A 15634-nucleotide genomic window follows, 5' to 3' on the forward strand; every position below is an offset into this window, starting at 1 on the left:
TCCAGGCCTCAGACTGTGCCCCGTGGACGACCGAATCCGCGCCGCCGGGCCTGGCCTGGCGCCTGCCCGCGCCCTGGCAATCCTGGGAACGCGCGGATTGAAGTGAAAATGCCCCGCTGGTAGGCTTTTCGCTTGGATAGAAGTGGGATGAGTGCGTTTGGCGCCCTCGTCCGGCTTGCCGAAACCCGTCAAAGACCCTCTAAGGCCTCATTTTTGGCCTGGAAATCGCAACGTCAAACGTTTGCGGTTTCCGTCGGAGGTGTTCGGCAGGCCAGGATTCGGTCACTGAATTCTCAACATGGAGCACGCAGGATGAGCAGCAGCAGCAACAACAGAGATTGGTCTGGATTTTCGAGGACGGCACTCAGCGTGGCCGTCGCCATCGTCGCGGCGGCCCCCGCGTTCGCACAGAACACCACCTCGGCCGTGGGCGGCCGCGTCACCGGCGCCGATGGCAAGCCCGTGGCCGGCGCCACGGTGAGCATCGTGCACCGTGAGTCGGGCTCGGTGAACAACTTCACCACCGATGCCGAAGGCCGCTACAGCGTGCGCGGCCTGCGCGTGGGCGGCCCCTACACGGTGACGGTGAGCAAGGGCAGCGAGAAGGAAAGCCGCGACGGCATCTATCTCGCGCTGGCCGAGTCGCTGAACCTCGACCTCACCCTGGGCAGCAATGTGTTGAGCCAGGTGGTGGTGACGGGTAGCGCGGTGGCGAGCAAGTTCGATGCCTCCTCGCAAGGGGCCGGCACCAGCCTGGGCCGCAAGGAACTCGACGCCTACGCCTCGATCCAGCGCAATCTGCAGGACTATGCACGCCTGGATCCGCGCCTGGCGCAGACCGACAAGGACCGTGGCGAAATGTCGGCCATGGGTCAGAACACCCGCTTCAACGCCATCACCATCGACGGCGTGCGCACCAATGACACCTTCGGTCTGGCCGCCAACAACCTGCCCACCCTGAAGCAACCGATCTCGATCGACGCGATCCAGGCCGTGCAGGTCAATCTCTCTAACTACGATGTGACGCAGCAGGGCTATACCGGCGCCAACATCAACGCGGTGACCAAGTCGGGCACCAACGATTTCAAGGGCAGCGTCTACTACGTCTACCGCGACGACAAACTGGCCGGCCAGCGCTTCAACCGGGGCAACCAGAGCTACTTCCAGCCCGCTGCCTTCAAGGAAGACACCAAGGGCTTCACCCTGGGCGGCCCGATCATCAAGGACAAGCTGTTCTTCTTCGCCAACTACGAAGAGTTCAAGAGCACCCGCTCGACCCCCAGCTTCGGTCCGGTCGGCAGCGCGCTGACGAATGTGGGCATCACCCAGGCGCAGATCGATGCCGCCGTGAAGGTTGCCAAGGACAACTGGGGCATCGACATCGGCAACTCGGACGCCCCCACCGGCGCCCAGGCCAAGGTCAAGGATTACCTGCTCAAGCTCGACTGGAACATCACCGACAAGCAGCGCGCCAGCCTGCGCTATGCCAAGACCGAGCAGGGCGAGCCACTGTTCACCAACTTCAGCGCCACCTCGCTGTCGCTGAGCTCGCATTGGTACACCGAGACCAAGAACATCGAAACCGTTGTGGGCCAGTGGTTCTCTGACTGGACCGACAACTTCTCCACCGAGTTCAAACTCTCGACGCGCAAGTACGACGCCCTGGTGGCCAACAACGCCAACCTGCCCGAGATCCGCCTGACCTTCACCGGCGCAGCGCCGGCCGGCACCACCGCCGGCGACCGCACCCTGTTCTTCGGCACCGAGAACAGCCGCCACTTCAACGTGCTGCGCACCAAGACCACCGACGCCTATTTCGCCGGCACCTGGATCAAGGACGACCACGAGATCAAGTTTGGTGGCGACTACGGCAACAACGACGTGTTCAACGCCTTCCTGCAGACCGTCAAGGGCCAGTACATCTTCCGCGGCACCGATCCGGTGGCCCTGTTCGCTGCCGGCAAGCCCTCCACCTACACCGTGCAGCTGCCGCAAACCGGCCGCGTGCTGGACGACGGCGCGGCGATCTGGTCGATGGCCAATCTCGGCCTGTTCGTGCAGGACACCTGGACCGTCAACAACCGACTGAACCTGACCCTGGGTGCCCGCATGGACCGTGCCATCGTGCCGGACAGCCCCATCGCCAATGCCAAGGCTTTGGCCAAGTTCGGTTACGACAATACCCAGACCATGGACGGCGCCACGCTGTTCCAGCCGCGCTTCGGCTTCAACTACGCCCTGAATACCAAGGCCAAGGAAAAGCAACAGCTGCGCGGCGGCTTCGGCCTGTTCCAGGGCGCAGCGGCCAATGTCTGGCTGTCCAACCCCTTCTCGAACACCGGCATGGCGGTGATGACGCTGAGCTGCAACACCACCAACCCGCTGTGCCCGCCGGGCCTGGTCTTCAAGCCCGATGCGGACAACCCCAACACCATCCCGGGTTCGGTGCCGGCAGCAGCGGTCGACTTCCTGTCGCCGAGCCTGCGCCAGCCCTCGGTCTGGAAGTCCAATCTGGCCTTCGACACCGAGCTGCCCTACGATCTGGTGGCCGGCGTCGAGCTGCTGCTGACCAAGACCAAGGACGGCATCAACTACCGCAACCTGAACCTGGGCGCACCCGTGGCCACCGGCCCTGACGGCCGCGAGCTCTACTACAACGCCGCGGCGCTGGACGGCACGAAGTGCTGGAACGGCGGCCCTGCGCTGACCAGCGGCTGCGGTGGCTCCAACCGAGCCAATCGTGACGTCACCTTCGGCAACGTGATCCTGGCGGAGCGCACCAGCAAGGGTGGCGGCCAGGCCCTGACGCTGTCGCTGGGTCAGAACAACGCCGGCTGGAACTGGACCACGGCCTACACCTACACGACCGCCAAGGAAGTCAGCCCGCTGACTTCGTCGACCTCGTTCTCGAACTATGCCAACCGCGCGGTGTTCAATCCGAACGAGGAGGTGGCCTCGAAGTCGTCCTACCTGATCCAAAACCGTTTCACCGGCGCCGTGAACTGGTCCAAGGCCTTCGTCAGCCAGTACAAGACCACCGTCGGCCTGGTGTACGAAGGCCGTTCGGGCAAGCCCTATAGCTGGACCTACAAGAACGACATGAATGGCGACGGCATCACCGGCAACGACCTGATGTACATCCCCAAGGCACCTGGCTCGGGTGAGGTGATCTTCCGCGGCGCCCCTGGCAGCGGCCTGAACAGCGCCGCCGCCGCCGAGGCGCGCTTCTGGGAAGTCGTGGCTGCCAACCCCGACCTCGACGCCGCGCGCGGCACCGTGATCGGGCGCAACAGCGCCAAGTCCAAGTTCGCCAACACCTTCGACCTGCGCCTGAGCCAGGAAGTGCCGGGCCTGTTCGCCGGCCACAAGGGTGTGTTGACGATGGACTTCCTGAACGTCGGCAATATGCTCAACAAGAGCTGGGGCCGTATCGACGAGATCCCCTTCACCGCCGGTGGCGGCAATGGCGGCAACCGTCGCGGTTTCGTCAACTTCGCCGGCATGCAGGGTGGCAAGTACGTCTACGGCGTGAACGCAGCAGCCGACGACTACGAGACCAAGCAGAACAAGGGTGAGTCGCAGTGGGCCGTGCAGATCACCGCGAAATATGAGTTCTAAGTAGCACCAGCGCTCAGGCATCGCACAGGGCTCCCTCGGGAGCCCTTTTTCATGCTGCCATCGGCCAATCCAATCCGGCCTCGAACCCCCGCCCGCCCGCGCAGGGCGAACTCAGCCGCAGCGTCGCTCCCGACTGCTCGGCGATCTTGTGCACCAGGGCCAGCCCCAGGCGCGCCTGCGGCCCCTGGCCCAGGGTCAGGTCTTGCCGCAACTGCGCCAGCCGGTCGGCATCCAGGCCCGGACCGTCGTCGCGCACGCACAGGCTCATGGGCTGCACCAGCACATCGACCTTGGCGTCAGCACCACCGTGCTGCCTGGCGTTGTGCACCAGATTGCGCAGCGCGATGCCAAGCGCGTCGATGTCGCCCTGCACCAGCGCCGGCGCCTCGCACAGATGCAGCTGCGGCGGGCGCTGGCCGCCATGTTCGAACTCATCCAGCACCAGGCGCGCCAGCAGCTTGAGGTCTACCGGCTCGCGCCGCAGCGCCAGACCGGCGTCCACGCGCGCCAGCTCCAGCAAGCGTGCGGCCAGCGCGTTGACGCGGTCCAGCTGCTTGAGCACCGCGCCGGCGCGCTCGGCCTGCTCGGGCGATGCGGCCGGGCCCAGCACCTGCAGCAGGCGCTGCACCTGGGCGCGCGCCGCCGCCAGCGGGGTGCGCAGCTCATGCGCCATCTGGCCGGCAAAAGCGCGCTCGGCCTCCACCATCATCTGCTGCCGCGCCCGCATCGCGTTCACCTCCTGCAGCAGGGGCAGCCATTCCTGCGGCATGCCCTGCAACGGCAGCGGCTGCCGGCTGTCGCGGCGCAGCGCCTGCTGCACCGGATCCAGGCTGCCAAAGCCCGCGCGCAGCAGCAGATGCAGAATCAACCAGCTCAGCGGCAGCAGCGCCAGCAGCGGCAGCAGCATGGCCAGGGCAGCCTCCCACAAGACCTCGGCGCGATGCGCCAGCGGCTCGGCCACCAGCACACGATAGGCGCTGGCGCGTGAGTCCAGCACCGCCACGCGCCAGTCGCCATGGTTCATCAGGCCCGGCCGCAGCGCTGGCGCCAGCTGCTGCTCGGGCGCACGGTGCGAGCGCCAGCGCAAGCGGCCCTGCGCGTCCAGCACCTGGTAGACGACGAATTCCTCGTGCGCGGCAAAGCCCGCCGGCGCGCCGTGCAGCGCCACGCTGCCCAGCACCGCATCGCCCAGCCCCAGCAGATGCTGGCCGGTCTCGACCAGGGCGCTGTCAAGCACCTCGTCGGTTTCCTCCTGCACCGCCAGCAGGGCCGCGCCGCTGCCCAGCAGCCAGGCCAGCAGGAAGGCCAGCAGCAGGCGCCGACGCAGGCGCCGCTCCAGACTCCAGCCAGCACTGGCGCTGTCAGGCCTCAAAGCGGTAGCCCAGGCCACGGTGGGTGCTGATGCGCGCGGGGCCCAGCTTCTTGCGCAAGCGGCTGACGATCACCTCCAGCGAGTTGCTGCTGCTATCGGCATGACTGAGCGGCTCCAGCGCGCTCTCCAGACGGTCGCGCTCGACGATGCGCCCGGGTGCGGCGGCCAGGCATTTCAGCAACGCCCATTCCATCGCGGTGAGCTCCAGCGCCTGGCCGCCGCGGCGCGCGCAATGCTGGCGCAGGTCAAGTTCCAGATCGCCCAGCGCCGCCAGACCGGGCGGCTGGGCACGCCGCCACAAGGCCTCGATGCGGGCCAGCAGCTCGTCCAGGTCGAAGGGTTTGCTGAGGTAGTCGTCGGCGCCGGCGCGCAGGCCCTGCACGCGCTCGGAGATGCGTTCGCGCGCCGTCAGCACCAGCACCGGCAGGCGCAGGCCCTGGGCGCGCCAGCGGCGCAGCAGGCTGAGCCCGTCGCCGTCCGGCAGTTGCAGGTCCAGCAGGGCCAGTTCTGGCGGCGGCAGCGCTGCCGCCTGCGCCAGCAGCTTGCACCAATGCACCTGCAGGCCGGCCGCCTCGAGATGCTCGCAAACCGCCTGGCCCAGATCGATGTCATCCTCGACGAGCAGCACTTGCATGCGGCGATCATCGCGCCGGGCGGCCGCTGCGCGGCGGGCAAAGCCCGCGCTCAGTTGCGCTGAATCAAGCCGCGGCGCCGCCAGGCCAGGCCCGCCAGACCCAGGCCCAGCATCGCCCAGCTGGACGGCTCGGGCACCGCCACGATATTGCCATTCAGGTTGACGGCGACGTTCTGCGCGCCGATGAACTCGCCCACCTCGCTGGGATCGGCATGCGAATCGCCCAGCAGGGGCTTGGCCTCGTGGTTCTGCGGGTCGAAGGCACCGATGTAGTGGTAGAACTCGTAGCGCCGCACCACCGATTCGGACTTCTCGCCCACCGCCGCCAGACCGCCGTTCTCCAACTGGCCCGCGTTCGGGTTGCCGGGGTCGGTCTGCAGCAACTGCCATTCAATCTCGGTCTTGCTCTTGGCCGCCTGGATCCTGGGGTCGCCGCCCATCAGCTCTTCCAGGCCGACCTTGTCCTCGAACTCGGTGGTGTAGACCTTGACCCAGACCGGCTCGCCGAACTGCGGCTCGGGCGTTTCCGGCGGCGGTGGCGCCTGGATGCGCGCCACCACCACCGGCGGCTGCGCCGGCAGGGGCGCGGGAATGACCTGCCAGGCGGGTGCCGGCAGCGCCGCCGTCACCGGCACCAGCGTGCCCGAGCCGGGGCTGCTTTCCACCAGCCAGCTGTAACGCGTCTGGCTGGCATTACCCACCGTGCCGACGCCAAAGTGATCGCAGGGCGTGCTGGGGCCATAGCCGATGCCGCCACCGGTCCAGCAGCTTTCGCCCGGGGTGTTGAACACGCCGCTGGGCGTGCCCACATTCCACACGCCGGCGGCAAAGCTGGCCTTGTAGCTGACGCGCACGCCGAACACGCCGCCAACGCTGTACTCGCTGACCGCGGGGGCGCCATAGCGCTCCACCGTGGTGGGGAAGCCGCGGCCGGCGCCGCCAAAGGTGTCGGTGATGTCGCCCAGATGCAGGCCTTCGAGCTCGATCTCGAAGCCGTGGGCGGTCTGACCGGTGTCATTCACGACGTCGAAATTGCCCAGCGTGCCGAACACGGCGGCAGCGGCCCACCAGGGGCTCAACAAACCCAGACTCAGGACCAGGGGCGGCAGGGAGGTGGTGCAGAAAGGCTTCATCGGTCACTCCTGTGAACAAGCGCGGCGCCAGCATGCGTGGTCAAGATGAACCGAAGCTGAACCAGCGCCGCTGGCCCGGCACCTGCGGGAGATCCCGAACATGCGTCGCGGTTATGCCCGCCAACGCCATTGACATTGGTCAGCCGGGCGCGCCGCCACGTAAGCTCGGCCTGCCCATGCTTATCGCCACACCCAGCTCAAGCCCTCACGCGCGCGGCCTCGGCCTGGACGCCGGCGGCACGCACACGCGCTGGGCCCTGGCCGGCCCCGACGGTGCGCTGCTGGCCGAGGGCCAGGTGGCGGGCATCAGCGCCACGCAGCTGGCGCAGACCGCCGGCCGCATGGCGCTGACCCAGACCCTGCACCAGCTGGCCGCCGCGGTGCTGCCGCATGGCCGGCCCAGCCGCCTGGTGGCCGGCATCACCGGCCTGGCCGAACCGCAGGGGCCGCTGGCCCAGCAGCTCAAGGACCTGCTCGCGCAGGCGCTGGGCCTGGCGCCGCGCCTGATGCACTGCGGCAGCGATATGGAGATCGCCTACCGCAGCGCCTTTGCCCGCCCCGGCGAGGGCTATCTGGTCTATGCCGGCACCGGCGCCATCGCCGCCTACATCGACCCGCAGGGCCGCTTCGAGCGCGCCGGCGGCCGTGGCCCCATCCTGGGCGACGAGGGCGGCGGCTACTGGATCGCGCGCGAGGCCCTGGCCGCCGTCTGGCGCCAGGAGGACGAGCAGCCCGGCAGCACCCAGGCCTGGCCGCTGGCGCAGGCGCTGTTTGCCGCCATCGGCGGCAGCGACTGGGCCAGCACGCGCGCCTTCGTCTATGGCGCCGAGCGCGGCGCGGTGGGCCGCCTGGCGCTGGCCGTGGCCGCCGCCGCCGAGCAGGACGCAAGGGCGCGCGCGCTTTTGCGCCGCGCCGGCCATGAACTGGCGCGCCTGGCCCAGGCCCTGCTGCACCGCCATGGCCCGCGCCCGGTGCTGGCCGCCGGCCGCGCCCTGCTGCTGCATGAATCGATCGCCGCCGGCCTGCGCGAGGCCCTGCCGGCCGGCATAGAGTTGCGCGTGCAGCAGCTGCAAGCCCATCACACCGCCGCCCGCCTCGCGCTGCATGACGCTCAAGACCTGACCCCATGAAGCTGCCCACCAAACTGCCACTCGCCACCTGCGCCCTCACCGCCCTGCTGCTGCTGAGCGCCTGCGCCAGCGGCCCGCCCGGCGTGCGGCTGGACACCAGCTACCGCTCGGAGAACCAGGACAGCCGCGTGCTCTTCCTGGTGCTGCACTACACGGTGGGCAATTTCGAGAGTTCGCTCAAGACCCTCACCACCGGCGGCATGGTGTCCAGCCATTACCTGGTGCGCGACGATCCCGTCATCGCCTACCGCCTGGTGGAGGAAAGCCAGCGCGCCTGGCATGCCGGCCCCAGCTACTGGCGCGGCCATGCCAATCTCAACCCCAGCTCGATCGGCATCGAGATCGTCAACCCGGGCCGCCAGGTGGCGGCCGACGGCACGGTCAGCTATGCGCCCTTCCCGCAGCAGCAGATCGACGCGGTGCTGGCGCTCAGCAAGGACATCGTGCGGCGCCATCAGATCCGCCCCGAGCGCATCCTTGGCCACAGCGATATCCAGCCCCAGAGCAAGCAGGACCCTGGCCCGATGTTCCCCTGGAAGCAGTTCGCCGACGCCGGCCTGATCGCCTGGCCCGATGCCGGAATGGTGGCCGCCAGGCTGGCCGGCCACCAGGCCGCGTTGCCCGGCGTGGCCTGGTTCCAGGAGCAGCTGGCGCGCCACGGTTTCGACGTGCCGCGCCATGGCGCGCTCGACGAGGCGACGCGCCATGTGATCGCCGCCTTCCAGATGAAATACCGCCCCGCCAAGTACGATGGCGAGCCCGACGCCGAAACCGCGGCCCTGCTGGAGGTGGTGAACCTGCCGGATGGCATGAAGCTGACGACAAGCACCGACCCCCGCGGCCGCACCGCGTCCACCTCCTCCTCGCCCTGGTGATGTTCGTAAAGTTCCTGCTGCACAAGCTCGCCGCCCTGCTGCCCACCTTGCTGGGCATCACCATCGTCGCCTTCGGCCTGATACGGCTGGTGCCGGGCGACCCGATCGAGGTGATGATGGGCGAGCGCCGGCTCGACCCCGAGGCGCATGCCGAACTCGTGCACCGCATGGGGCTGGACCAGCCCCTGCACGTGCAATACCTCGACTATCTGGGCCGGCTGCTGCATGGCGATCTGGGCCAGTCGCTGGTGAGCCGGGCGCCGGTGTCGGCCGAGTTCGCGGTGCTGTTCCCCGCCACCGTGGAGCTGGCGCTGAGCGCCCTGCTGCTGGCCGTGAGCCTGGGCCTGCTGCTGGGCATGGCGGCCAGCCTCAGGCGCGGCTCGCTGCTGGACCAGGGCGTGATGGGCGTGGCCACGGTGGGCTATTCGATGCCGGTGTTCTGGTGGGGCCTGATCCTCATCATGTATTTCTCGGTGGGCCTGGGCTGGACCCCGGTTTCGGGCCGCATCGGCATCGAGTACGACGTGGCCCGGGTGAGCGGCTTCATGCTGTGGGACGCCTGGATGGCCGACAGAAGCGGCGGCGAAGCGGGCGCCTTCCAATCCGCCTGCTTGCACCTGCTCCTGCCCGCCCTGGTGCTGGGCACCTCCACCATGGCGGTGGTGGCGCGCATGACGCGCTCCAGCATGCTGGAGGTGCTGCGCGAGGACTACATCCGCACCGCCCAGGCCAAGGGGCTGAAGCCCATGCGCATCGTGCTGGTGCATGCGCTGCGCAATGCGCTGATCCCGGTGCTCACGGTGGTGGGCATGCAGACCGGCAGCCTGCTGGCCGGCGCGGTGCTGACCGAAACCATCTTCTCCTGGCCCGGCATCGGCAAATGGCTGATCGACTCGATCGCCCGGCGCGACTACCCGGTGGTGCAGGCCGGCATCCTGATCTCGGCCTGCACCTTCATCGCCGTCAACCTCATCGTGGATGTTCTCTACGGCGTGGTGAATCCGCGCATCCGTTCCAACAAATCATGACGAGCCCTGTTGTTGCCCAAGCCCCGGCCTACCCTTCGCCGCTGGCCGAGTTCTGGGGCGGCTTTGCCGCCAACCGCGGTGCGCTGCTGGCGCTGATCGTGTTCGCGCTGATCGCCGCCTGCGCCCTGCTCTCGCCCTGGATCGCGCCGCACAGCGCCATCGAGCAATACCGCGAGCACATGCTCACGCCGCCGGTGTGGGCCGAGGGCGGCAGCTGGCGCTTTCTGCTCGGCACCGACGAGCTCGGGCGCGACCTGCTCTCGCGCCTGCTGCATGGCGGCCGCGTCTCCTTGGGCATAGGCCTGGCCTCGGTGCTGATGTCGATGCTGCCGGGCGTGCTCTTGGGCCTCACGGCGGCGTTCTACCAGCGCGCTTGGTCACCCGCCATCATGCGCGTGATGGACATCATGCTGGCCTTGCCGGGCCTGCTGCTGGCGATCTGCGTCATCACCGTGCTGGGGCCAGGTCTTGTCAACACCGTGATCGCGATCGCGATCGGCGCGCTGCCCGGCTACACGCGGCTGACGCGCGCCGCCGCACTGGCCGAGATCGGCAAGGAGTACGTGACCGCCAGCCGCGTGGCCGGCGCCGGCACGCTGCGCCTGATGTTCTCGGCGGTGCTGCCCAACTGCATGGCGCCGCTGATCGTCAACGCCACGCTGAGCTTCTCGGCCGCCATCCTGGAAACCGCCGGCCTGGGCTTTCTGGGCCTGGGCGTGCAGGCGCCCACGCCCGAATGGGGCAGCATGCTCTCGGCCGCGCGCGACTACATCGAGCGCGCCCCCTGGGTCGTGACCCTGCCGGGCCTGACCATTCTGATCTCGGTCTTGTCCATCAACCTGATGGGCGACGGCCTGCGCGATGCGCTGGACCCCAAACTGAAGCGAGCCGGCTGATGTCAGCGCCACTCTTACGCATAGAAGGCCTGCGGGTCGAGTTCGGCGGCTTTGCCGCGGTGGATGGCGTGGACTTCACGCTCGCGCCCGGCGAGGTGCTGGGCATCGTGGGTGAATCGGGCTCGGGCAAATCGGTCAGCATGATGGCGCTGATGGGCCTGATCGCCGCACCGGGCCGCGTCAGCGCCGGCGCGCTGGAGTTCCAGGGCCGCTCGCTGCAGGGCATCAGCGCGGCGCAGCGCCGCGCCATCGTCGGCCGCGACATGGCCATGATCTTCCAGGACGCGCTCACCAGCCTGAACCCCAGCTACACGGTGGGCTACCAGATCGAGGAGGTGCTGAAGGCACACCTGGGCCTGCGCGGCGGCGCGGCGCGCGCACGCGCGCTCGAGCTGCTGGAGCAGGTGGAGATCCCCGATGCCCCGAGCCGATTGAAGGCCTATCCGCACGAGCTCTCGGGCGGCATGAACCAGCGCGTCATGATCGCGATGGCGATCGCCTGCGCGCCTAAGCTCTTGATCGCCGACGAACCCACCACCGCGCTGGACGTCACCATCCAGGCCCAGATCATGGACCTCTTGCTGAAGCTGCAGCGCGAGCAAAACATGGCGCTGGTGATGATCACGCACGACCTGGCGGTGGTGGCCGAGATGGCACAAAGAGTGGTCGTGATGTATGCGGGCCAGGTGGTCGAGACCGGGCCGGTGCCGGCCCTGTTCGAGCGCCCGCGCCACCCCTATACCGAGGCCTTGCTGGCCGCGATACCCGAGCACAACAAGGGTGCACGGCGCCTGGCCGCCCTGCCCGGCATCGTGCCCGGCGCGCTGGATCGCCCGCGCGGCTGCCTGCTGGCGCCACGCTGCCGCTATGTCACGCCCGCCTGCGAGGCCGCGCGCCCGAGCCTGGTCGAGGGTGTGCGCTGCATCCACCCGGTGCCAGCCCCGCAGGAGGTGGCCCATGTCTGAGCCTTTGCTCTTGCAGGCGCAAGACCTGGCACGCCATTACCGCGTCAGCCGCGGCTGGTCCTTTCTATCGCCCAAGGCCACGGTAAAGGCGCTCAACGGTCTGAGCTTCGGATTAAGGGCCGGTGAGACCCTCGCGGTGGTGGGCGAGTCGGGCTGCGGCAAGTCCACGCTGGCGCGCCAGCTCACCCTGATCGAGCCGCCCAGCAGCGGCGCCCTGCTGATCGAGGGCCAGGACGCGGCGCAGGCCGACGCGGCCACGCTCAAGCGCCTGCGCCAACGCGTGCAGATGGTGTTCCAGAACCCCTTTGCCTCGCTGAACCCGCGCAAGAGCATTGCGGACACCCTGGCCGAGCCCCTTGTCATCAACACCCGGCTGAGCCGTGCCGAGCGCCTCGAACGCGTGGAGGCCCTGGTGCACAAGGTGGGCCTTCGGCCCGAGCACCTGAGGCGTTATCCACATATGTTCTCGGGCGGCCAGCGCCAGCGCATCGCGATCGCGCGCGCCATGATGCTGAACCCGCGCGTGGTGGTGGCCGACGAGCCGGTCTCGGCGCTGGACGTCTCGATCCAGGCGCAGATCCTCAATCTCTTCATGGACCTGCAGGACGAGTTCGGCACCGGCTATGTGTTCATCTCGCACAACCTCAGCGTGGTCGAGCATGTGGCCAAGGACCTGCTGGTGATGTATCTGGGCCGCGCCGTTGAATACGGCGACAAGGCCCGCATCTTCGCCCGCCCGCTGCACCCCTACACCCAGGCGCTGATGAGCGCCACACCGGCACTGCGCGCGCAGGACCGCCGGCTGCGCATCAAGATCCAGGGCGAGCTGCCCAGCCCGCTGAACCCGCCCAGCGGCTGCGCCTTTCACAAGCGCTGCCCGCTGGCGCAGGCGCGCTGCGCGGTGGAGGAACCCGAGCTGCGCGAGCTCGATGGGCGGCAGGTGGCCTGCCACATGGTCTGAGCGTCAGCGCTCGGCCGCTTGCGCCAGCCTTGCGCGCAGCCAGCGCGCGCCATCCTGCCAAGCCGTGAACAGCTGGAATTCGACGCGATTGGCGCTGAAGACCTCGGCGAAGCGGTCCAGCATGAAGTCCATGCCCTCGAGTTCGGGCTCCGCCACCCAGGCCACGACGGGCGGCACCGCCAGGGACTGCGCGGTGGCGCTCAGCCCGGCCCGATAGGCCGCAAAGGCCTCGGGCGACATCAGCGCACTGTGCTGCCAATGCACCAGCACCGCGACGCGGGCGCCAGCCGCGGGCGCCCAGCGCTCCAGGGCCTGGCGGCGCGCCGGCCCCAGCGCGCGCACCGCCTCCAGATTGAAGGGGCCAATCGCCTCATAGCAGAACAAGCCGTCCAGACACTGGATGCGGAATTCACCATGCGGCGCGAAGCTGCCCTGGCAAAAGGCATTGGTGCTGATGATGGGCTGCGATGACGACATGCTGGCGGGCCCGGAGGCGAGGGCGACGCGGCATTCTAGGAGGGCTGCCTCAGCCATGCCGCCTGCATGCGGCATGGCCTTCGTCAGGCGTCGGGCAAGACGCGGGTCTTGCCCTCGGTCCTGCCTCAGATCCATTCGCACTCGCAGGTGAAGTGGCGTAGGAACTTGGGCTGTTTGACGATGCGCACGCCGCGGATGCTGGCGGCCTTCTGCTTCACCTCGGCAATCACCTCGGCCGCATAGTCGAAATGCGACTGGGTGTACATGCGGCGCGGGAAGGCCAGGCGCAGCAGCTCCATGCTGTGATAGGTCTCGGTGCCGTCGTCCAGGCGCTTGCCGAACATCACCGAGCCAATCTCGACGCCGCGGATGCCGCCCTCCAGATAGAGCGCATTGCACAGCGCCCAGGCCGGGTAATGCTCGACCGGCATGTCGGGCAGCACGGTACGCGCATCGATGTACACCGCATGGCCGCCGGTGGGCCGGACGAAGCCCACGCCGGCCGCCTCCAGGCGCTCGCCCAGGTATTCGGCGGTGCGCAGGCGGTAGCGCAGATAGTCCTCCTGCATGCCCTCCTCCAGCCCCACGGCCAACGCCTCCAGATCGCGCCCGGCCAGTCCGCCATAGGTGGGGAAGCCCTCGGTCATGATCAGCACATTGCGCACCGCGTCCATCCAGGCCTCGTCGCGCAGCACGATGAAGCCGCCGATATTCACCATGCCGTCCTTCTTCGCGCTCATGGTGCAGCCGTCGGCATAGGAGAACATCTCCTTGACGATGTCGCGGATCGAGACCTGCTCATAGCCCGGCTCGCGCATCTTGATGAACATGGCGTTCTCGGCGAAGCGGCACACGTCCATGATGAAGGGCTTGCCATGCGCCTTCAGCAGCTTGGCATAGGCGCGGATATTGGCCATGGAGACGGGCTGGCCGCCGCCGGTGTTGTTGGTCACCGTGATCATGCCGAAGGGAATGCGCGCGCCCTCGGCCTCCAGCAGCGCCGCCACGCGCGCCAGGTCGATATTGCCCTTGAAGGGATGGACCAGCGAGGGCTGCAGGCCCTCGGCGATCACCAGATCGCGCGCCTCCACGCCCAGGTATTCGAGGTTGGCGCGGGTGGTGTCGAAATGGCAGTTGTTGGGCACCAGGTCGCCCTGCTTGCACACCGCGGTGAACAGCACCTTCTCGGCGGCGCGGCCCTGGTGGGTAGGCACGAAGTGCTGCATGCCGGTGATGTCCTGGATCACCGTCTGCAGGCGGTAGAAGCTGCGCGCGCCGGCATAGCTCTCGTCGCCTTCCATGATGGCGCCCCATTGGCGCGATGACATCGCGCCGGTGCCCGAGTCGGTAAGCCAGTCGATCAGCACATCCTCGGCGGGCAGCTTGAACACATTCAGCTTGGCTTCGGCCAGCAGCGCCTCGCGCTCGCTGCGCGTGGTCATGCGGATGGGTTCGACGCTCTTGATGCGGAAGGGTTCGATCAGGGTCTTGGGCATGGGGCACCTCGGCGGGATTGCAAAGTGCGCGCAAGTTAGCACCGGGGCAGCCGGCGTGGTGTCGGTCAATTCCAACGGCTCGGGGGTGGTTTGCGCAAGGTCAAGCCAAGGCCAGCGCGGCCAGCCGCTCGCTCAGGCCGTCGACAAAAGCCTTGACCTTGGCCTTGCCGCGCTGGCCGCGCGGATAGACCGCCCACAGCTCGGGCTCGCCGAAGGCATCGCTTTCGAAGCGCCAGTCGTCCAGGCAGGACTGCAGCCGCCCGGCGCGCAGGTCCTTGCCCACGGCCCATTCGAAGCAGGGCAGCAGCCCATCGCCGGCGCGCATGCTGGCGAGCAGGAAGTCGTCGCTGTTCGAACTCAGCCGCGCCATCGGCGTGGCGAACACGCTTTCGCCGCCAGCGCTGTGAAAGCGCCAGCGCGAGTCCAGGGTGTCGGCGCGAAAGTTCAGGCACTCGTGCGCAAACAGGTCCTCGGGCCGCTCGGGCCGCCCATGGCGCTTGAAATAGCCCGGCGTGCCACACAGGCGCACGCGGTTACGGCCGATGGCGCGCGCAATCATGTCCCCGCCGGCGCGCTGGCCGTGGCGGATCGCCAGGTCCAGCTCGTCCCGGGCCAGATCCACGTAATCGTCGCTCAAGACCACCTCCACGCGCAGCTGGGGGTAAGCGCGCCGGAACTCCACCACATAGTCGGCCAGCACGGTATGGCCGAACAGCATCGAACTGGTGATGCGCAGGCTGCCGCCAGGCTGCTTGCTCAGGCTGGCGATCTGGTCTTCGGTCTCGCGCAGCTGCTTGCGCACCACCCGCGCCGCTTCGGCGTAGGCCCTGCCCGCTTCGGTGAGCCTGAGTGGCCGCGCCGCATGTTCCACCAGCACATGGCCGGCCTGCTGTTCCAGGGCGCGTATCAACTTGGACAGCGCCGACGGCGTCTTGCCCATGCGGCTGGCCGTGAGGGCCAGGCTACCGCTCTGGTGCAGCTCCAGCAGAACTTCCAGTGGATTCAGCGTGTTGCCCATGCCTCATCGTAATTGGAAACCTGATATGTCC

At 68.2% G+C, this 15634-nt stretch carries 13 protein-coding genes; 7 read left to right on the forward strand and 6 right to left on the reverse strand.

All coding sequences use genetic code 11. The features are described 5' to 3' along the window. Positions 1–312: 312 nt before the first annotated feature. Positions 313–3618 (forward strand): TonB-dependent receptor, encoded by a 3306-nt coding sequence (locus tag WG898_RS04515; protein ID WP_339601545.1) that lies wholly within the window; start codon positions 313–315, stop codon positions 3616–3618. 49 nt (positions 3619–3667) lie between these two features. On the opposite strand, the gene WG898_RS04520 is transcribed toward WG898_RS04515, so the two are convergent. From WG898_RS04520 to WG898_RS04530, 3 genes are read right to left on the reverse strand one after another with little or no spacing between them, the layout of a single operon-like run. Next, positions 3668–4990, reverse strand: a complete 1323-nt coding sequence (locus tag WG898_RS04520) for a sensor histidine kinase (protein WP_339601546.1) — start codon at positions 4988–4990, stop codon at positions 3668–3670. Beyond that, entirely contained in the window at positions 4980–5624 is a 645-nt protein-coding gene (locus WG898_RS04525; protein ID WP_339601547.1) for a response regulator transcription factor, read from the reverse strand. The genes WG898_RS04520 and WG898_RS04525 overlap by 11 nt, the downstream gene beginning before the upstream one ends. 50 nt (positions 5625–5674) lie before the next feature. Continuing rightward, entirely contained in the window at positions 5675–6757 is a 1083-nt protein-coding gene (locus WG898_RS04530) for a PEP-CTERM sorting domain-containing protein (protein WP_339601548.1), read from the reverse strand. Positions 6758–6933: 176 nt separating this feature from the next. Between WG898_RS04530 and WG898_RS04535 the strand changes: the two genes are divergently transcribed. From WG898_RS04535 to WG898_RS04560, 6 genes are read left to right on the forward strand one after another with little or no spacing between them, the layout of a single operon-like run. After that, complete coding sequence (locus WG898_RS04535) at positions 6934–7887, forward strand: N-acetylglucosamine kinase (protein WP_339601549.1); 954 nt, start codon at positions 6934–6936, stop codon at positions 7885–7887. Continuing rightward, the gene (locus WG898_RS04540; protein ID WP_339601550.1) at positions 7884–8762 is read left to right on the forward strand and encodes an N-acetylmuramoyl-L-alanine amidase; all 879 of its coding nucleotides are present in this window, start codon (positions 7884–7886) and stop codon (positions 8760–8762) included. The genes WG898_RS04535 and WG898_RS04540 overlap by 4 nt, the downstream gene beginning before the upstream one ends. Further along, entirely contained in the window at positions 8762–9790 is a 1029-nt protein-coding gene (locus tag WG898_RS04545; protein WP_339601551.1) for an ABC transporter permease, read from the forward strand. Before WG898_RS04540 ends, WG898_RS04545 begins: the two co-directional genes overlap by 1 nt. Next, positions 9787–10686, forward strand: a complete 900-nt coding sequence (locus WG898_RS04550; protein WP_339601552.1) for an ABC transporter permease subunit — start codon at positions 9787–9789, stop codon at positions 10684–10686. The genes WG898_RS04545 and WG898_RS04550 overlap by 4 nt, the downstream gene beginning before the upstream one ends. Next, a complete protein-coding gene (locus WG898_RS04555; RefSeq protein WP_339601553.1) occupies positions 10686–11651 on the forward strand; it encodes an ABC transporter ATP-binding protein in 966 nt (321 codons plus the stop codon). Before WG898_RS04550 ends, WG898_RS04555 begins: the two co-directional genes overlap by 1 nt. Next, positions 11644–12612: a peptide ABC transporter ATP-binding protein gene (locus WG898_RS04560; RefSeq protein WP_339601554.1), complete on the forward strand. Its 969-nt coding sequence runs from the start codon at positions 11644–11646 to the stop codon at positions 12610–12612. The genes WG898_RS04555 and WG898_RS04560 overlap by 8 nt, the downstream gene beginning before the upstream one ends. 3 nt (positions 12613–12615) lie before the next feature. On the opposite strand, the gene WG898_RS04565 is transcribed toward WG898_RS04560, so the two are convergent. The 3 genes from WG898_RS04565 to WG898_RS04575 form a co-directional block, all read right to left on the reverse strand. Continuing rightward, positions 12616–13089 (reverse strand): hypothetical protein, encoded by a 474-nt coding sequence (locus WG898_RS04565; RefSeq protein WP_339601555.1) that lies wholly within the window; start codon positions 13087–13089, stop codon positions 12616–12618. Positions 13090–13214: 125 nt separating this feature from the next. Next, positions 13215–14585: a tryptophanase gene (locus WG898_RS04570; protein ID WP_339601556.1), complete on the reverse strand. Its 1371-nt coding sequence runs from the start codon at positions 14583–14585 to the stop codon at positions 13215–13217. A 100-nt stretch (positions 14586–14685) separates the two neighbouring features. Next, complete coding sequence (locus WG898_RS04575) at positions 14686–15603, reverse strand: LysR family transcriptional regulator (protein WP_339601557.1); 918 nt, start codon at positions 15601–15603, stop codon at positions 14686–14688. Positions 15604–15634: the final 31 nt, after the last annotated feature.

Origin of the sequence: Paucibacter soli (genome assembly GCF_037482845.1) — a bacterium.
Taxonomy (GTDB): domain Bacteria; phylum Pseudomonadota; class Gammaproteobacteria; order Burkholderiales; family Burkholderiaceae_C; genus Paucibacter_B; species Paucibacter_B soli.